The following is a 17,515-nucleotide window of genomic DNA, read 5'->3' as shown; positions in this document are numbered from 1 at the left end:
CGTGCTGACTTCGGTGGTGGTACCGGAGGTGACGGCGGTGTCGCCCCAAGCCTAGTCGCACCCTCGGTGGGCCGCGACCATGTGACGCACGGCCCCCGCGTGCGGCGACCCTGGCAGGCCCGGGCTGGCTGGGCGGGCTGGCTGGGCGGGCTCGGCCGTCATGCTCCGGAACGGTCAGGTCCCCAGGCGCCCGACAGCGGCGCGCAGGGCGCGCTCGGCGTCCAGCCCCCGCGCGCGGGCCGCCTGCACGACCCCGAGGAGGAAGTCCCCCAGCGCAGCCTCGTCGGCCAGCGCCGAAATGGGGGCCTCGTCCGCCGAGATGGGGGTCTCGTCCGCCGAAATGGGGGCCTCGTCCGCCGAAATGGGGGCCTCGTCCGCCGAAATGGGGGCACCCGCGCCGCCGGCACCGTCCGGGCGGTCGACGCCGTCGAGCGCCCGGCGCCGCTCCGCCCGGCCGAGCGCCTTCTGCGCGAGCGAGAGCGCGGGCAGGTGCCGCGGGAGCCCCTCGAGCGCACCGGGCCCGACGAGCCGAGGCGACCCGCCGTCGTCCGCGCCCGTCTTGAGCTCCTTCTCGGCGCGCTTCGCCTCGTCCCACGAGGCGATGATCTCCTCGACCGACGAGGGGAAGCTCGGCTGCAGCCCGCCGTCGGACGTGAAGACGTGCCGGTTGCGCCGCACCATCTTCGCGGTGAGCGCCTCGGCGATGCCGTCCAGGTCGAACGCGCCGCGCTCCCGCGCAATCTCGGCGTGCAGCACGATCTGCAGGAGCAGGTCCGCGAGCTCTCCGCGCAGCTCCTCCTCAGGATGCCCGTCCTCGATCGCCTCGACGAGCTCGTAGGACTCCTCGATGAGGTACGTGACGAGCGAGGCGTGCGTGAGCGCCGCCGTCCACAGGCAGTGCTCGCGGAGGAGTCGGATGACCTCCACGAGACGGTCGACGGCGGTGCTCACGTCCTCGGTGTCCCTGCCTGCCTGTGCCCTGCCTATCTGCGCTCTGCCTATTCGGCCAGGTTCGCGTAGGCCTGGTTGATGTACTCGACCAGGTCCTCGCGGTCCTCGAGCGGCAGGAACGCAGCCTCTGCCGCGTTGAGCGTGAGCTCGAGCAGGTCGTCGAGGTCGTAGTCGAACGCCTCGACCAGCAGCTCGTACTCGTCCGTGAGGGTCACCCCGCTCATGAGGCGGTTGTCCGGGCTGATCGTCACGTTGAAGCCGAGCTCGAACAGCATGTCCACGGGGTGGTCGAGGATGTCCTCGCCCCACTGGGAGATCGCGCCGGTCTGGAGGTTCGACGACGGGCACACCTCGAGCGGGATCCCGCGGTCGCGCACCCAGGCGGCGAGTGGGCCGAGCGTGACGTCGAGGATCGGCACGCCGTCCTCGTCGACCTCGTCCGTGGACTCCACCGCGATGTCCTCGGCGATCCTGACGCCGTGGCCGAGGCGGAGGGCGCGGCCGTCCACGAGCGCCGACTGGATGCTCGCGAGGCCGGCAGCCTCGCCGGCGTGGACCGTAGCGGGGAAGCTGTTCTGGGCCAGATAGGTGAACGCCTCGGCGAAGCGCGACGGCGGGAAGCCGTCCTCGGCGCCGGCGATGTCGAAGCCGACCGCCCCACGGTCCCGGTGGCGGACGGCGAGCTCGGCGATCTCCTGGCCGCGGTCGGCGTGGCGCATCGCGGTGATGAGCTGGCCCACGGCGATGACGCGGCCGGACTCCTCGACCGCGGCCATGCCCTCCTCGAGGCCCGCCTGCACCGCCTCGACTGCCTCGTCGAGGCTCAGCCCGCGGGTGAGGTGCTGCTCGGGTGCCCAGCGCACCTCCCCGTACACGACGCCGTCGTCCGCGAGGTCCTCGACGAACTCGCGCGCGACCCGGCGGAGGCCCGCCTCGGTCTGCATGACCGCGATCGTGTGGTCGAACGTCTCGAGGTAGCGGGGCAGAGAGCCGGAGTCCGCGGACTCGCGGAACCATGCGCCGAGGGCGACCGGGTCAGTGGAGGGCAGCTCGTGGCCCACCTCCGCGGCGAGCTCGATGATCGTGGCAGGCCGCAGCCCGCCGTCCAGGTGGTCGTGGAGGGAGACCTTGGGCAGGCTCCGCAGATCGAAGGTCAGATCCGGGGCGGTGTCGATATTCGGCTCAGTCACGGTCCCACTGTAGAGAAGCCGCGGGGGCCGTGCCAGACAGGCGCGCCACGGGGTCAGTCGCCGGGCGTGCGGTCCGGGGCATCCGCCGGCTCGGGGGCCACGGGCCGCCGCGGTGAGTAGTCGTCGGCAGCCTCGGGGCGGGCCGCGCGCTCGTGCTCGTGCTCGTGTGCGTGCTCCGCCACCGCGGTGACGGCGGCGTTCCGGGCGTCCACCGTGTCACGCCACCGGTGGAAGAGCGTGATCGCGTGGTCGAGGATCACGCCGAGGACCACCGCGAAGACCACCGCGACGAGGACGCCGAGCAGGGGGTTGTCGTGGAGCCACGGGAACGAGCTCGCGAGCAGGCCCACGGCGAGCGAGTACCCCACCCAGGTCAGGCAGGCGAACGCATCGAGCCAGAAGAAGGTGCGGTGGCGGAACCGGGTGGTGCCCGCCACGTAGTTCACGGCGACCCGCCCCCATGGGACGTAGCGGGCCGTGAAGATCAGCACGGCACCGCGCTTGTCGAGCTCGTGCCGGGCCCACGCGAACACCTTCTGCACTCTGGGGCGCCGCATCCATTTCCAGCGGTTGGTGCCGATCCTGCGGCCCAGCAGGTACGCCATGTTGTCCCCGGCGATGGCGCCGACGAGGGCGGTGGTCCCCAGGACCCAGAGGTTGGGCTCGCCGCTGTGGCGCCAGTAGGCTGCGAGCGCGACGATGAGCGTCTCGCTGGGCGCCACCATGGCGAACCCGTCCACGAAGAAGAACACCAGCAGGATGGGGTAGATCCACCACTGCCCCGCGGCATGGAGGATGACGTCGTTGATGCTGTCCAGCATGCCCGGGGTGCTCCTATGACGAACTTGATCTCACCAAGTGTCGCATGACGTGTTTCACACGGGCATCATCCGCGCGGCGGATCAGCGTGGCGCCCGTCCGCCCGGGCCTCGGGCTCGGGGTCGACGGCCACGGGCAGGCTCCCCCGGACCCTCGCGACCACGAGGTCGATGGCGATCCCCAGAGCCACCGCGACGACGATCGCGATGACCGCCCCGAGGAGATGGTTGTCCTCGAACCACTGCCCGAAGAAGAGGCCGATGAAGACCGAGTAGGCGCCCCACAGGACCGCCGAGAGCGCCGTGAGCGCCACGAATCGCGGGCGGGCGAACCGGGTTGCGCCGGCCGTGAAGTTGACGGCGACCCGGCCGCCGGGGATGAAGCGGGCCACCATGATGAGCGAGGCAGCGCGCTTGTCCAGTTCGCGGCGCGCCCAGTGGAACGCTGCCTGCATGCGCATCGAGCGCATCCAGCGCCAGCGGTGCACGCCCACGGCCCGCCCGATCGCATACGCGATGTTGTCCCCCGCGAACGCCCCCGCCGCGGCGGCCGCGAACAGCGCCCAGACCGAGGGCGCCCCGGCCGAGGCGGAGACCGAGGCGAGCCCCACCACGAGCGATTCGCTCGGCACCGGCGGGAAGAAGCCGTCGATGGTGCAGAACGCCAGGACGGCGGGCGGGACCCACGGCTGGGACGCGGCAGCGAGGATCACCTCGTTGATCTGCTCCATCATCCCAGCAGTGTCCCACGCGCCGCCGGTCGTGCGGTCCCCTCAGTACGGATTCCGGGCCGGGTCCAGGGGCGGGCCCGGGTGCCCCATTCGCCCCCTGGGGGCTCAGGCGATCCGGTCGATGATGAGCCGGCGGGCCGGCCGCGCGCCCTCCGGGGCGATCGTGACCGCCCCCTCGAGCGCCTCCTTGGCCCGCGCGAACCGCTCGGGGGTGTCCGTCAGGAGGGTCATGAGCGGCTCGCCGGCCCGCACGAATGCGCCGGGCTTGGCGTGCAGGCGCACGCCCGCTCCCGCTTGGACCGCGTCCTCCTTGCGGGCCCGTCCCGCGCCGAGGCGCCAGGCCGCGACGCCGACGGCGAGCGCGTCGAGGCCCACCAGGACCCCGTCCGCGGGGGCATAGACGGTCTCGGACTCCCGTGCGGCAGGCAGGGGGGCGTCGGGGTCGCCGCCCTGGGCCGCGATCATCCTCCGCCACACGTCCATCGCGCGGCCGTCGCTGAGCGCGCGGGCGGGGTCGGCGTCGTGCACGCCCGCCGCGGCGAGCATCTCCTCGGCGAGGCGGACCGTGAGCTCGACGACGTCCTCGGGACCGCCGCCGGCGAGCACCTCGAGCGATTCCTCGACCTCGATGGCGTTGCCGGCCGTGAGCCCGAGCGGCGTGTCCATGTCCGTCAGGAGGGCCACGGTGTTCACCCCGGCGTCCTGCCCGAGCGCCACCATGGTCTGGGCCAGCTCGCGTGCGGATGCCTCGTCCTTCATGAACGCGCCCGAGCCGACCTTCACGTCCAGGACGAGCGCGCCGGTGCCCTCGGCGATCTTCTTGCTCATGATGGACGAGGCGATGAGCGGGATGGCCTCGACCGTCCCGGTGACGTCGCGCAGTGCGTAGAGCTTCCTGTCCGCTGGGGCGAGGCCCGCCCCGGCGGCGCAGATGACCGCGCCGACATCGCCGAGCTGGGACATCATCTCGTCGTTCGTGAGGGATGCGCGCCACCCGGGGATCGCCTCGAGCTTGTCGAGCGTCCCACCCGTGTGGCCGAGTCCCCGGCCGGAGAGCTGCGGGACGGCGACGCCGAAGACCGCTACGAGCGGGGCGAGCGGGAGGGTGATCTTGTCCCCCACTCCCCCGGTCGAGTGCTTGTCCGCCGTCGGGAGCGTGCGGCCGGCGCGGCTGCGCAGGGACGAGAAGTCCATGCGCTCCCCCGAGGCGATCATCGCGCTCGTCCACCGCGCGGTCTCGCGGTGCGTCATGCCGTTGAGGAGGACGGCCATGGCGAGCGCGGACATCTGCTCGTCCGCCACGGCGCCGCGGGTGTAGGCGTCGATGACCCAGTCGATCTGGCCGTCGGAGAGCTCGCGCCGGTCGCGCTTGGTGCGGATGACGTCGACGGCGTCGTAGCGCTCCGCGGACGTCCCGGGGCTGCCCGCGATCGCGGGGCTGTTCGCGGTCACTGGGGGTCCTTCCTGTCGGTGTCCAGGTTCTCGGGGCCGAACGCGTCGGGGAGCACCTCGTCCATGGTGCGCACGCCCGAGACGGTCATGAGCTGCATTCCCGGTGCCCGGAATTCGTAGAGGAGCTGCCGGCAGCGGCCGCACGGCATGAGGGCCTTCCCCTCGGAGTCGACGCACGCGAAGGCCACGATCCGGCCCCCGCCGCCCATCGCGAGTGCACTCACGAGGGAGCACTCCGCGCAGAGCGTGAGCCCGTAGGAGGCGTTCTCGACGTTGCAGCCGGAGATGACCCGGCCGTCGTCGACCAGTGCAGCCGCGCCGACGGGGAAGCGCGAGTAGGGGGCGTACGCCCGGCGCATCGCGTCCGTGGCCGCCGCGGTGAGCACGTCCCAGTCGACGGCGGCAGCGGCGTCAGCCCTTGACACGGGCGACCCCCCGGCCGCGGCAGCGGCGTCAGCCCTTGACACGGGCGACCCCCCGGCCGCGGCAGCGGCGTCAGCCCTTGACATAAGGTATGCCTTCCGCCGCCGGGGGCCGCGACCGGCCCACGAGCCCCGCCACGGCGAAGACCGTGACCAGGTAGGGCATCATCGCCATGAACTGGCTCGGCACGGGGGTGCCGATGATGGTCAGGATGGCCTGGAGGTTGTCGGCGAATCCGAACAGCAGCGCGGCGAAGAACGCGCCGATTGGATTCCACCGTCCGAAGATGAGGGCAGCGAGGGCGATGAACCCCCGGCCGCCGGAGATCTCCTTGGTGAAGGAGTCGATGGCCACGAGCGTGAAGAAGGAGCCGCCGATTCCCGCGATGGCCCCGCCGAGGGTGACGTTCCAGAACCGCGTGGCGTTGACCTTGATCCCCAGTGTGTCCGCCGCCTTGGGGTGCTCGCCGACCGCGCGGAGCCGCAGACCCCAGCGCGTCTTGAACAGTCCGACCCAGACGAGGATGACGGCGGCGTACATGAGATAGCCGACCACCGACTGCTTGAAGAGGATGGGGCCGAGGATCGGGATGGCGCTGAGGACGGGCACCTCGATGATCGGGAGGCGCCCGGGGCTGTTGAACAGCTCGGGGTCCTCCTGCATGACCGTGGTGAAGAGGAACCCCGTGAGGCCCGAGACGAGCACGTTGAGCACCACGCCGACGATGATCTGGTTCACGAGGTACCGGATCGAGAAGGCGGCGAGGACCATCGAGACCAGGGCGCCGGCCAGCGCGGCCGCCACGAGACCGAGTGCGGGGCTGTCGGTGACGCTCGCGATGATGGCGGCGCTGAACGCCCCGCCGAGGAGCTGGCCTTCGATGGCGATGTTCACGACGCCGGACCGCTCGCACAGGACGCCCGAGAGCGACCCGAAGACGAGGGGCACGGCCAGCGTGACGGCGCCGGCGATGAGTCCGGCCAGGGAGATGGACGGCGTTCGGGCGCTCGCCACGACCCACACGAGGAAGGAGAACACGAACAGGACGGCGAACACCGGCCCGGCCCAGCCCGGCGTCGGACGCCCTGCGAGCTTGAGCCGCACCGAGTACGCCGCGAGCGCGGCCATGACGACGCCCAGCACGAGCGAGGTCGCCATGCCGGGCACGCGCACGGGCGGGAGGGCGAATGCGTCGCCGCTCACGCTGATGCCGAACTCGGCGGTCTGCGCCGAGCCGAAGAGGCCGAAGACCACGAGGGCGACGGCGGCGAGCACCGAGAGCGTGGCCGGCACCTTCCAGCTGACGGGGGCGGCGGACGCCGTGGCGGGGGCGGTCGCGGCGGGGGCTGCGGCGCTCATGCGTTACCTCCGGTGGTCGTGGCAGTGGCGGGCTGGTCAGCACCCTCACGGGCCTGTGCCGCGCGCTTCCTGGCGCCCCGGCCGAGGCCGAACAGGGAGCGGACGAGCGGCGGCGCCGCGATGAACAGGACGATGAGGGACTGGACCACGAGGACGATGTCGATGGGGGTGCCCGTCTGGATCTGCATCTGCACCGCCCCGGCGCGGAAGGCGCCGAAGAGGAGGCCTGCCGCGAACGTGCCCCACGGCGTGGACCGTCCCAGGAGGGCCACCGTGATGGCGTCGAAGCCGTAGCTCGCGGCGACGCCGGTGGTGAGAACCTTCTCGGTGCCCGCCACCTGCGCGACGCCCGCGGCGCCTGCGAGCGCACCGGCGAGGGCCATGACGAGCACGGTTGCGCGCCCGACGTCGACTCCCGCGGTACGGGCGGCGTCCGGGTTCGCGCCGACGGCGCGGAACTCGAAGCCGACCGTCGAGCGGTTGAGGATCCACCACACGGCGACCGTGAGGAGGATGGCCGCGAGGAACCCGAGGTGCAGACGCGAGCCGGACAGCGCCGGGTACACGGCCGTCTCGTCCAGGCGCGGGGAGATGGGATTCGTCTCCCCCGGCCTCTGGAAGGCGCTCGTGTTGAGCAGGAAGTCCAGGAGGTAGAGCGCCACGTAGTTGAACATGATCGTGAGGATCACCTCGTGGGCACCGGTGCGGGCCTTGAGGTAGCCGACCAGTCCGCCCCAGACGGCGCCGCCGGCCACGCCGAGCACGATCACGAGGAGGAGGTGGAGGCCTGCAGGCAGGTGCCACGCGAATCCGGCATAGGCGGCGAGCGTGCCGCCGATGATGATCTGGCCCTGGGCGCCGATGTTGAACAGGCCCGCCCGGAAGGCGAGCGCGACTCCGAGGCCCGCGCAGATGAGCGGCGTGGACACCGTGAGCGTCTCGAGCAGCGGCGCGAAGCCCTCCCGCGGGTTGAACACGGCACCTTGGAAGAGCGCCGCGTAGGAGCCGGTCGCAGCCTTCCAGAAGGCCGAGAGGAAGTCGGTCGGGCGGGCGAAGAGGTAGCCGACGGTGCGCCCCACGCGCTCGTCGGTGCTCGCGATGAGCAGGCCGCCGAGGACGAGCGCTGCGACGACGGCGAGCACCGAGACGAGGCCGCTGCCCATGACGATCTCGCGCAGGACGCTCACCCCGTGCGCCCTTGCCGCGGTCGTCGAGGCGGCCGGCGCCGCAGTGGGCGCCTGGACTGCCTCGGTGGTGTCCTCGGACGGGGCGCTGCCCGCCGGGTCGTGCTGGCTCACAGGGCGCCTCCGTCGTAGTCGCTTCCGTTGTCCTCCAAGGCGTCCTCGCGGGCCGTCGCGGCCGCCTCGGCCCGATCCGGGGTCACCCCCGCCATCATGAGGCCCAGGACCTCGCGCGGCGTCCCGGCGGGGACGATGCCGACGAGCCGCCCCTTGTAGAGGACCGCGATGCGGTCGGCGAGCGCGTGCACCTCGTCCAGCTCGGTGGAGACGATGAGGACCGGCGTGCCGCCGTCCCGCTCCGCCACGATGCGCCGGTGGAGGAACTCGATCGAGCCGACGTCCACTCCCCGTGTGGGCTGCGAGGCGATGAACAGCTTGAGCGGGCGCGAGAGCTCCCGCGCCATGACGACCTTCTGCTGGTTCCCGCCCGAGAGCGTTCCTGCCGCGGCCTCCGGGGACGGAGTGCGGATGTCGAACTCCTCGACCCTCCGCGCCGCGTTCGCGCGGACCTCCGCAGGGCGCATGGCGAGCCCGCGGGCATACGGTTCGCGGTCGTAGAGGTCGAGGACGAGGTTCTCCGCCACGGACAGCGAGCCGACGAGACCGTCCACAGTCCGGTCCTCGGGGACGAATCCGACGCCGGAGCGGAGGATCTCCTTGACGCTGCGGCCGAGCAGTTCGCGGCCCTCGAGCCGGACCGAGCCGCTCACGTGGGGCTGCAGCCCGAGGATCGCCTCCGTGAGCTCGGTCTGGCCGTTGCCCTGGACGCCTGCGACGGCAAGGATCTCGCCGCGCGCGATCCGGAAGGAGAGCCCATCCACGGCCTTCGTCCCGTTCGGCGCTGTCACGGTCAGGTCCTCGACCTCGAACGTGCTTTCTCCGGGCTGCGCAGCAGCCTTGTCCATCGTGAGGCTCACCGGGCGGCCCACCATCATTGCCGCGAGGTCGGCCGGGGGCGCGCTGGGCGGGGCCTCGCCCACGACCCGCCCACGGCGGATCACCGTGATGACGTCCGAGACGGCCTTGACCTCGCGCAGCTTGTGGGAGATGAAGACGATCGAGGTTCCGGCCGCCTTGAGCTGGCGCATGATGTCCAGCAGCTCGTCCGTCTCCTGCGGGGTGAGCACGGCGGTCGGCTCGTCGAGGATGAGCACCTTCGCATCGCGCACGAGGGCCTTGATGATCTCCACTCGCTGCTGGACGCCCACGGGGAGGTCCTCGACGAGGGCGTCGGGGTCGACGTGGAACCCGTACTTCGCGGAGATCTCGCGGATGCGCTGCCGCGTGACCTCGAGGTCGAGGAGGCCGGCTCCCCTGGTCGCCTCGGCGCCCAGGGCAACGTTCTCGGCGACCGTGAAGACGGGGACGAGCATGAAGTGCTGGTGCACCATGCCGACCCCGGCCGCCATAGCGTCACCAGGGCCTCGGAACACCACGGGCTTCCCGTCCACGAGGATGTGCCCGGCCGTGGGCTCGTAGAGCCCGTACAGGACGTTCATGAGAGTGGACTTGCCTGCACCGTTCTCACCGAGGAGGCAGTGGATCTGCCCGTCCTCGACGGTCAGATCGATGTCCTGGTTGGCATAGAAGGATCCGAAGGCCTTCGAGATCCCCTGCAGTTCGAGCTTCACGACACCACCGTTCTGGTTGTGGGCCACGTCCTGGGCATGCGCACTTCGGTGAGCTCCGGCGCCGGCCGGCAGCATCAGCCTAGTGACGGCACACAGACGCCGCCAGCACCGGGACCCGGCGCTGGCGGCGCATGGCGTGACGCAGTCGGCTACTTCTTGGGGCTGGCCTGGGACGTGACGGTGATCTTGCCGTCGATGATGTCCTTCTTGAGCTGCTCGAGCTCGGCCTTGGTCTCCTCGCTCACCTTGGACTCGTAGTCGTGGAACGGGGCGAGTGCGACGCCGTCGTTCTCCAGCGTGCCGATGTACGGCTCGTTGCTGAACTTGCCCTCGGTGTCATCCTTGACAACAGTCTCGACGGCCTCGCCCATCTTCTTCATGACCGAGGTGAGCATGAGGTCCTTGTAGTCCGGGGCCGTGAGGTAGCCGTCGGAGTCGACCCAGACGAGGGAGACGTCCTTGCCCGCGGCCTTGGCCTGCTTGAGCGCGGCGCCCGCGCCCTTGCCCACGGGGCCGGCCACCGGCATGACGATGTCGGCGCCCTGGTCGAGGAAGTTCTGGGTGAACTGCTTGCCCTTGTCCTGCTTCTCGAAGTCGCCGGTGAACGTCCCGTCCTGGGACTTCTTGTTCCAGCCCAGGAGCTTGACATCCTTGCCCTTGGCCTTGTTGTAGGCCTCGACGCCGTCCGCGAACCCGTCCATGAAGATGGTCACCGTGGGGATCTTCATGCCGCCGAAGGTGGCGACCTTGCCCGTCTTGCTCGTGGCTGCCGCCGCGTAGCCCGCGAGGTAGGCGGCCTGGGCCGTGTCGTAGACGATCGGCTTGACGTTCTCGATCGGCTTCTCGTACGCGAAGTCGATGATCGTGAAGTGCGAGTCCGGGTTCGCCTCCGCGGCGGCCTTGGTGGCATCGCCGAGGAGGAACCCGACCGTGACGGTCAGGTCGCACCCTGCAGAGACCATGCCGTTGAGGTTGGTCGCGAAGTCGTTGTTGCTCTTGGACTCGGCCTGCTTGACCTCGATGCCCAGATCCGACTCCGCCTTCTTGAGGCCCTCGTACGAGGACTGGTTGAAGGACTGGTCGTCGAAGCCGCCCGAGTCGGAGACGATGCAGCCCGTGAAGTCGGTCGCGCTGGCCTCAGGGCCGGAGGACTCGGGGGCCGCGCCGCAGCCGGCGAGCACAAGGGCGGAGACGCCGGCCAGCGCAATGCCCGTGAGGGGCGCCTTGGCGGAGCGGTTGCGGATCGGGGTCATGGGGTCCTCCAGGAGCACGGGGCACGGTGCCCGGGTGCAGGCATCGCGCCGGGATGCGGACGCAGACGTGTTGTACGTCCCACAGGCTACCCGCCGTGGGGACCGCCACCCCCGCACAGACGTGCGCCCCCAAGCAAATCGTTCACGATTTGTTACCTGCGCGTACACCTGCCCGTCGGGGGCCGGCCCTACGCGAGGTCGCGGATGCTGCGGAGTGCCGCGCCGGCGAAGACCCGAACGCCGTACCCGATCGCGCGCTCGTCCACGACGAGGTCCCCGCGGTGGAGGTCGTACTCCTCGCCGCCGGGGGTGTGGGTGCCGAGCCGGAACATGGACCCGGGCACCTCGGCGAGGAACCACGCGAAGTCCTCCCCGCCCATGGACTGCGGGGTGAGCACCACTGCGTCCTCCCCGAGCTCGGCCCGCGCCGCGGCCTCGATGAGCGCGGTCTCGTGCTCGGAGTTCACGACCGGGGGGACGCCGCGCGTGTGCTCGAGGCTCACGTCGACCCCGTAGGGCGCAGCGACCTGCTGGACCACGTCGTCGAGGAGCTCGCCGGCACTGTGCCACGCGTCCCGGTCGAGGCAGCGCATGGTCCCGGACATGGAGCCCGAGGCCGGGATGGCGTTCGGGGCCGACCCCGCGGAGATCTGCCCCCACACCATCGAGACGCCGCTGCGCACGTCGACGCGCCGGGACAGGACCGCGGGCACGTTGATCGCGATCTGGGAGAGGGCGAAGACGAGGTCCTCGGTCAGGTGCGGGCGCGAGGTGTGGCCTCCGCGGCCCGTGAGCTCGATCCGGATCGTGTCGGATGCAGAGGTGATGGACCCGATGCGCGTGCCGATCCGGCCCACCTCGAGGCGCGGGTCGCAGTGCAGGGCCATGATCCGGGGCACCCCGGCGAGCACGCCCTGCTCGATGCACGCGAGCGCACCGCCGGGCATCGTCTCCTCGGCGGGCTGGAAGATGACGCGGACGGTGGCTCCAAGAGGACGCTCCCGGTCCAGTTCCGCCAGCAGGAGCGCGACGCCGAGCGCAGCGGTCGTGTGGACATCATGGCCGCACGCGTGGGTCACGCCGTGGTTGCGGGAGGAGAAGGGAAGGCCGGACTCCTCGATGATCGGCAGTGCATCGATGTCTGCGCGGATCGCCGTGGCGATGGGGCCGGAGCCGATGTCGACAACGGCCCCGGTCGGGTCGAGCCGCTTCGGCGCGAGGCCCGCGGCCTCGAGCCGCTCGATGATCCGGTCCGTGGTCCGGAACTCCTGGAAGGAGAGCTCGGGGTGGGCGTGGATGTCCCTCCGGAAAGCGATCAGGTCCTTCAGGAGCGCCTCGGCGCGTGGCCCCACCAGCGGCGTGGGCTCGGCTTCGGTCGTGTAGTTCCGCACGCGTTCACTCTATCGTCACCGCCCGGTCGGCCCGCGGCGCGCCGACGCGGGCCGTCACGGAGCGCTCAGAGCACGTCCGTGTCGCCGCTGGCCTTGAGCGCGTCCACCGCGCCCTTGACCTTCTGCGCGTGCTCCTTGGTGGTGACGAGCAGTGCGTCGGGAGTGTCCACGATGACGACATCCTCGATGCCGATGAGCGCGATCACCCGCTTGGTGTCGGAGACGACGACGCCGGACGCCGAGTCCGCGAAGACGCGCGCGCCCTCGCCGATGACCGTCACGGCCTCGTCCTCCCGCGCGCTGTTGAGCCGGCCGATCGCGGCGAAGTCGCCGACGTCGTCCCACCTGAAGGCACCCGGCACGACGGCGACGTCCCCCGCGGCGGCGGCAGGCTCCGCGACGGCGTAGTCGATCGCGATCTTCGGGAGCGTGGGCCACACTCGGGCCGTCACCTCGTCCCGCTCCGGCGTGTCCCATGCATCGGCGATCTCCATGAGCCCGGCATGGAGCTCGGGCTGGTTCGCCGCGAGGTGCTCGAGCATGAGTGCAACGGGCGCCACGAACATGCCCGCGTTCCACAGGTACTCCCCCGAGGCAAGGTACTTCTCCGCGACCTCGAGGCTCGGCTTCTCCACGAACTCCGCGACCGAGCGGGCACTCGGTGCGCCTTCGACCTCGAGGGCGCTGCCCTCCCGGATGTAGCCGAAGCCCGTGGACGGGTGCGTGGGCTCGATGCCGATCGTGACGATCTTGCCCCGGCCTCCGCCGGAAGCCGCGGTATGCACGGCCTCGAGCACGGCGGCCTGGAAGACCGAGTCCGGGCTGATGACCTGGTCCGCCGCGAACGAGCCCATGATCGTCTCCGGGTCACGGCGGTAGAGGATCGCCGCAGCGAGGCCGATGGCCGCGCCGGAGTCCTTCGGCTCGCTCTCGAGCACGAGGTCCTCGGCGGCGAGCTCCGGGATCTGCCGGCAGACCGCCGCCTCGTGGGCGCGGCCCGTGACGACGAGGAACCGGCCCTGCGCGAGGGGCTTGAGACGGTCATAGGTGGCCCGGATGAGCGTGCTGCCCGAGCCGGTCAGGTCATGGAGGAACTTCGGGGCGGCGGCGCGGGAGAGCGGCCACAGCCGCGTACCGACGCCGCCGGCCGGGATCACCGCGACGAAGCGCTCGAGGGGATTGGGCGCGGCCGCGGGCACGGTGGAGTCGGAAGGCATGTTCATCGCCCATACTGTAGATCAGGACAGGGGCCGCGCACGTCCCCGTCCCCACCGCAAGGCCGCGGGATGTGATAATTCCCACCCCCCTGCCGCCCAATGGAAGCCGAATTGAGTAAGCTCTGGGCGAAGCCTAGATTTAGGCTTGAGCTCTAGAAAGCGAGCGAGTCCCCTCTCCTGCTGCACGCCGTGCCGCACGATGGGACCACTCCGCGCCGGCTGCCCCCTCCGCATGGGCCCCATGCGGGCGCCGGTGCCCGCAGGGAGGTTTATTCAGTGCCGACAAAACCAGCTGGCACCCTGTACCGCGGCCGTGAAGGCATGTGGTCCTGGGTCGGACACCGGGTCACCGGAGTCGTCATCTTCTTCTTCTTGTTGGTCCACGTCCTGGACACCTCATTGGTGCGCGTGTCCCCCGAGGCGTACGACGCCGTCATCGGCACCTACAAGAACCCACTCATGGCCCTGGGCGAGACCGGTCTCGTCGCCGCCATCCTCTTCCACGCCTTCAACGGCCTCCGCGTGATCCTGGTCGACTTCTGGAAGAGCGGCCCCAAGTACCAGCGCCAGCTGCTGTGGGCCGTGCTCGCCATCTGGGCCGTGGCCTTCGCCGGCTTCGCGATCCGCCACCTGTCGCTTGCACTGGGAGGCCACTGACATGAGCGCAGCACCGCAGATCCGCGCCCCGCGCACGACCTCCGCCACCGGGCGCATCGCCCCGGAGTACCGGCGCTCGACCGGCTCGAGGGGCCAGTTCGAGATGCTCGCGTGGCTCTTCATGCGCCTCTCGGGCATCGTCCTCGTGGTCCTCATCTTCGGCCACCTCTTCGTGAACCTCCTCGTGGGCGAGGGTGTCCACGCGATCGACTTCGGCTTCGTGGCCGGCAAGTGGGCCGATCCGTTCTGGCAGTTCTGGGACCTCGCGATGCTGTGGCTCGCCATGCTCCACGGCACCAACGGCGTCCGCACGATCATCAACGACTACGCCGAGCGGGACGCGACCCGGTTCTGGCTCAAGGTCGTGCTGTACGCGGCGAGCGCCCTCATCGTCATCCTCGGCACCCTCGTGATCTTCACGTTCGACCCGTGCCCCGTGATCGACGGTGTGCGCCACGCCGCCGACTACTGCCCCGCGGTCTAAGGCCCGAGAAAGAGAGCATCCAAGCATGCAGGTCCACAAATACGACGTGGTCATCGTCGGCGCCGGCGGCGCCGGCATGCGCGCGGCCATCGAGTCCGGCCAGCGCGCCCGCACTGCCGTGCTGACCAAGCTGTACCCCACCCGCTCGCACACGGGCGCCGCTCAGGGCGGCATGTGCGCGGCACTCGCCAACGTCGAAGAGGACAACTGGGAGTGGCACACCTTCGACACGATCAAGGGCGGCGACTACCTCGTCGACCAGGACGCTGCCGAGGTGATGGCCAAGGAGGCCATTGACGCGGTCCTCGACCTCGAGAAGATGGGCCTCCCGTTCAACCGCACCCCCGAGGGCCGGATCGACCAGCGCCGCTTCGGCGGCCACACCCGTGACCACGGCAAGGCGCCGGTGCGCCGCGCGTGCTACGCCGCGGACCGCACGGGGCACATGATCCTCCAGACGCTCTACCAGAACTGCGTCAAGCACAATGTGGAGTTCTACAACGAGTACTACGTGCTCGACCTCCTGCTCGTCGAGGAGGACGCCACCCGTGAGGACGGCACGCCGTTCAAGCAGAAGCGCGTGGCCGGCGTCGTGAGCTACGACCTCGCCTCGGGCGAGCTGCACGTCTTCCAGGCCAAGTCGGTCGTGTTCGCCTCGGGTGGCGCCGGCAAGGTCTTCAAGACGACCTCGAACGCGCACACCCTCACGGGCGACGGCATGGGCATCGCCTTCCGCCGCGGCATCCCGCTCGAGGACATGGAGTTCTTCCAGTTCCACCCGACGGGCCTGGCCGGCCTCGGCATCCTCCTCACCGAGGGTGCACGCGGTGAGGGCGCCATCCTCCGCAACTCCGAGGGCGAGCGCTTCATGGAGCGGTACGCACCGACCATCAAGGACCTCGCGCCGCGCGACATCGTGGCACGCGCGATGGCGAACGAGGTGCGCGAGGGCCGCGGCGCCGGCCCGAACAAGGACTACGTCTACCTCGACCTCACGCACCTCGAGCCCGAGCACATCGAGGCCAAGCTCCCGGACATCACCGAGTTCGCCCGGACCTACCTCGGCGTGGAGCCGTTCACGGAGCCCGTGCCGGTGTACCCGACCGCGCACTACGCGATGGGCGGCATCCCGACCAACATCAAGGCCGAGGTCCTCCAGGACAACGACACCGTGATCCCGGGCCTCTACGCTGCCGGCGAGGTGGCCTGCGTGTCCGTGCACGGCTCGAACCGCCTCGGCACGAACTCCCTCCTGGACATCAACGTCTTCGGCAAGCGCGCCGGCATCCACGCCGCCGAGTACGCCAGGACGGCCCAGTACGTGGAGCTCCCCGAGGCCCCCGCGGCCGCGACCGAGGGCCTCCTGGGCATGCTCCGCAGCTCCAACGGCACCGAGCGCGTCGCGCACATCCGCCGCGACCTGCAGGAGACCATGGACGCGAACATGCAGGTGTTCCGCACCAAGGAGTCCCTTGAGACCGTGCTGGCCGACATCGCCTCCTTCGAGGAGCGGTACAGGAACATCGCGGTCGGCGACAAGGGCAAGCGCTTCAACCTCGACCTGCTCGAGGCCGTGGAGCTCGGGTTCCTCCTCGAGATCGCCAAGGTCATGACGGTCGGCGCCCTGCACCGCGAGGAGTCCCGCGGCGGACACTACCGCGAGGACTTCCCGGACCGCGACGACGCCAAGTTCATGAAGCACTCGATGGCGTACCGGGACGAGACGGTCACCGCCGCGTCCTCCGCTGAGGGCGTGGCTGGAATCCGGCTCGAGACCAAGCCCGTCGTCTTCACCCGCTACGAGCCGATGGAGCGTAAGTACTGATGTCTGCTGCTACTGCCGAACCCGCATCCAAGGTCGAGCTCCCCGCCGGGTCCAGCGGCGGCTCCGTGCCGAGCTTCGACATCACTCTGCGCGTGCGCCGCTACGACCCCGAGGTCTCCGAGGAGGCCCGCTGGGACGACTTCACGCTCACGATGTACGGGACCGACCGCGTCCTGGACGCGCTGCACAAGGTCAAGTGGGAGCACGACGGGTCGGTCTCGTTCCGCCGCTCGTGCGCCCACGGCATCTGCGGCTCCGATGCCATGCGCATCAACGGCCGCAACCGCCTCGCGTGCAAGACGCTCCTCAAGGACCTCGACACGTCCAAGCCGATCACGGTCGAGCCCATCAAGGGCCTTCCGGTCGAGAAGGACCTCATCGTGGACATGGAGCCGTTCTTCCAGTCCTACCGGGAGATCATGCCGTTCCTCATCTCGAAGGGCCACGAGCCGACCCAGGAGCGCATCCAGTCGGTCGAGGACCGCGAGCGGTTCGACGACACGACCAAGTGCATCCTGTGCGCCGCGTGCACGTCCTCGTGCCCGGTGTTCTGGACCGACGGCCAGTACTTCGGCCCGGCCGCCATCGTCAACGCGCACCGCTTCATCTTCGACTCGCGCGACGACGCCGGTGACATGCGCCTCGAGATCCTCAACGACAAGGAGGGCGTGTGGCGCTGCCGCACGACCTTCAACTGCTCGGAGGCGTGCCCCCGCGGCATCCAGGTGACCAAGGCCATCGCCGAGGTCAAGCAGGCCATTCTGGCCCGCCAGTTCTGATCGCCGGGACGCCCCCACCGGGGGCGGACCGGACGCGGGGGGGGGGGGCGGGGGGGGGGGGGGGGGCCCGCCCCCCCCCCCCCCCCCCCGGGGCCGGGGGCGCCCCCGGAACC

Annotated in this window: 16 protein-coding genes; 4 read left to right on the top strand and 12 right to left on the bottom strand. The window is 70.6% G+C overall.

What is annotated here, in order from left to right; translation table 11 throughout:
• Nucleotides 1–174: 174 nt before the first annotated feature.
• From ABCQ75_RS00125 to ABCQ75_RS00070, 12 genes are all read right to left on the bottom strand, one after another.
• On the bottom strand, nucleotides 175–951 hold the full coding sequence (locus ABCQ75_RS00125; protein ID WP_345882349.1) for a MazG nucleotide pyrophosphohydrolase domain-containing protein: 777 nt from the start codon (nucleotides 949–951) through the stop codon (nucleotides 175–177).
• 47 nt (nucleotides 952–998) lie between these two features.
• Nucleotides 999–2,141, bottom strand: a complete 1,143-nt coding sequence (locus ABCQ75_RS00120) for an adenosine deaminase (RefSeq protein WP_345882348.1) — start codon at nucleotides 2,139–2,141, stop codon at nucleotides 999–1,001.
• A gap of 53 nt (nucleotides 2,142–2,194) precedes the next feature.
• Nucleotides 2,195–2,962 (bottom strand): DedA family protein, encoded by a 768-nt coding sequence (locus ABCQ75_RS00115; protein ID WP_427916009.1) that lies wholly within the window; start codon nucleotides 2,960–2,962, stop codon nucleotides 2,195–2,197.
• A gap of 65 nt (nucleotides 2,963–3,027) precedes the next feature.
• Nucleotides 3,028–3,690, bottom strand: coding sequence for a DedA family protein (locus tag ABCQ75_RS00110; RefSeq protein WP_345882904.1), 663 nt, complete (start codon nucleotides 3,688–3,690; stop codon nucleotides 3,028–3,030).
• A gap of 105 nt (nucleotides 3,691–3,795) precedes the next feature.
• Nucleotides 3,796–5,142, bottom strand: a complete 1,347-nt coding sequence (locus ABCQ75_RS00105; protein WP_427916008.1) for a thymidine phosphorylase — start codon at nucleotides 5,140–5,142, stop codon at nucleotides 3,796–3,798.
• Nucleotides 5,139–5,567 carry a cytidine deaminase gene (locus ABCQ75_RS00100; protein ID WP_345882347.1) on the bottom strand — a complete coding sequence of 143 codons (429 nt, stop codon included), beginning with the start codon at nucleotides 5,565–5,567 and terminating at the stop codon, nucleotides 5,139–5,141. Before ABCQ75_RS00100 ends, ABCQ75_RS00105 begins: the two co-directional genes overlap by 4 nt.
• A 70-nt stretch (nucleotides 5,568–5,637) precedes the next feature.
• Nucleotides 5,638–6,924 carry an ABC transporter permease gene (locus tag ABCQ75_RS00095; protein ID WP_345882346.1) on the bottom strand — a complete coding sequence of 429 codons (1,287 nt, stop codon included), beginning with the start codon at nucleotides 6,922–6,924 and terminating at the stop codon, nucleotides 5,638–5,640.
• Nucleotides 6,921–8,222, bottom strand: a complete 1,302-nt coding sequence (locus ABCQ75_RS00090) for an ABC transporter permease (protein WP_427916007.1) — start codon at nucleotides 8,220–8,222, stop codon at nucleotides 6,921–6,923. Before ABCQ75_RS00090 ends, ABCQ75_RS00095 begins: the two co-directional genes overlap by 4 nt.
• On the bottom strand, nucleotides 8,219–9,796 hold the full coding sequence (locus tag ABCQ75_RS00085) for an ABC transporter ATP-binding protein (RefSeq protein ID WP_345882345.1): 1,578 nt from the start codon (nucleotides 9,794–9,796) through the stop codon (nucleotides 8,219–8,221). Before ABCQ75_RS00085 ends, ABCQ75_RS00090 begins: the two co-directional genes overlap by 4 nt.
• A gap of 149 nt (nucleotides 9,797–9,945) precedes the next feature.
• Nucleotides 9,946–11,049, bottom strand: coding sequence for a BMP family lipoprotein (locus ABCQ75_RS00080; RefSeq protein ID WP_345882344.1), 1,104 nt, complete (start codon nucleotides 11,047–11,049; stop codon nucleotides 9,946–9,948).
• 188 nt (nucleotides 11,050–11,237) lie between these two features.
• The gene (locus tag ABCQ75_RS00075; protein ID WP_345882343.1) at nucleotides 11,238–12,440 is read right to left on the bottom strand and encodes an amidohydrolase; all 1,203 of its coding nucleotides are present in this window, start codon (nucleotides 12,438–12,440) and stop codon (nucleotides 11,238–11,240) included.
• Between the two features lie 65 nt (nucleotides 12,441–12,505).
• A complete protein-coding gene (locus tag ABCQ75_RS00070) occupies nucleotides 12,506–13,663 on the bottom strand; it encodes a mannose-1-phosphate guanylyltransferase (protein ID WP_427916006.1) in 1,158 nt (385 codons plus the stop codon).
• A gap of 270 nt (nucleotides 13,664–13,933) precedes the next feature.
• Here ABCQ75_RS00070 and sdhC point away from each other — a divergent pair, with 270 nt between their 5' ends.
• The 4 genes from sdhC to ABCQ75_RS00050 are packed head-to-tail and all read left to right on the top strand — an operon-like array spanning nucleotide 13,934 to nucleotide 17,402.
• Nucleotides 13,934–14,314, top strand: a complete 381-nt coding sequence (gene sdhC / locus ABCQ75_RS00065) for a succinate dehydrogenase, cytochrome b556 subunit (RefSeq protein ID WP_345882342.1) — start codon at nucleotides 13,934–13,936, stop codon at nucleotides 14,312–14,314.
• A gap of 1 nt (nucleotide 14,315) precedes the next feature.
• Nucleotides 14,316–14,798: a succinate dehydrogenase hydrophobic membrane anchor subunit gene (locus ABCQ75_RS00060; protein ID WP_345882341.1), complete on the top strand. Its 483-nt coding sequence runs from the start codon at nucleotides 14,316–14,318 to the stop codon at nucleotides 14,796–14,798.
• 25 nt (nucleotides 14,799–14,823) lie between these two features.
• Nucleotides 14,824–16,623: a succinate dehydrogenase flavoprotein subunit gene (gene sdhA / locus ABCQ75_RS00055; protein WP_345882340.1), complete on the top strand. Its 1,800-nt coding sequence runs from the start codon at nucleotides 14,824–14,826 to the stop codon at nucleotides 16,621–16,623.
• Nucleotides 16,623–17,402 carry a succinate dehydrogenase iron-sulfur subunit gene (locus tag ABCQ75_RS00050; protein WP_345882339.1) on the top strand — a complete coding sequence of 260 codons (780 nt, stop codon included), beginning with the start codon at nucleotides 16,623–16,625 and terminating at the stop codon, nucleotides 17,400–17,402. Before sdhA ends, ABCQ75_RS00050 begins: the two co-directional genes overlap by 1 nt.
• Nucleotides 17,403–17,515: the final 113 nt, after the last annotated feature.

The sequence above is a fragment of the Sinomonas halotolerans genome (assembly GCF_039615075.1).
Taxonomy (GTDB): domain Bacteria; phylum Actinomycetota; class Actinomycetes; order Actinomycetales; family Micrococcaceae; genus Sinomonas; species Sinomonas halotolerans.
The sequence above is the reverse complement of the archived record's forward strand: the minus strand, read 5'-3'. Positions and strand labels throughout refer to the sequence as shown.

Excerpts from the sequence above, each read along its gene's own strand:
- ABCQ75_RS00115 (WP_427916009.1), bottom strand. The coding sequence starts at position 2,962 with ATGCTGGACAGCATCAACGACGTCATCCTCCATGCCGCGGGGCAGTGG.
- ABCQ75_RS00110 (WP_345882904.1), bottom strand. The coding sequence starts at position 3,690 with ATGGAGCAGATCAACGAGGTGATCCTCGCTGCCGCGTCCCAGCCGTGG.
- ABCQ75_RS00095 (WP_345882346.1), bottom strand. The coding sequence starts at position 6,924 with ATGAGCGCCGCAGCCCCCGCCGCGACCGCCCCCGCCACGGCGTCCGCC.
- ABCQ75_RS00080 (WP_345882344.1), bottom strand. The coding sequence starts at position 11,049 with ATGACCCCGATCCGCAACCGCTCCGCCAAGGCGCCCCTCACGGGCATT.
- ABCQ75_RS00070 (WP_427916006.1), bottom strand. The coding sequence starts at position 13,663 with ATGAACATGCCTTCCGACTCCACCGTGCCCGCGGCCGCGCCCAATCCC.
- ABCQ75_RS00060 (WP_345882341.1), top strand. The coding sequence starts at position 14,316 with ATGAGCGCAGCACCGCAGATCCGCGCCCCGCGCACGACCTCCGCCACC.
- sdhA (WP_345882340.1), top strand. The coding sequence starts at position 14,824 with ATGCAGGTCCACAAATACGACGTGGTCATCGTCGGCGCCGGCGGCGCC.
- ABCQ75_RS00050 (WP_345882339.1), top strand. The coding sequence starts at position 16,623 with ATGTCTGCTGCTACTGCCGAACCCGCATCCAAGGTCGAGCTCCCCGCC.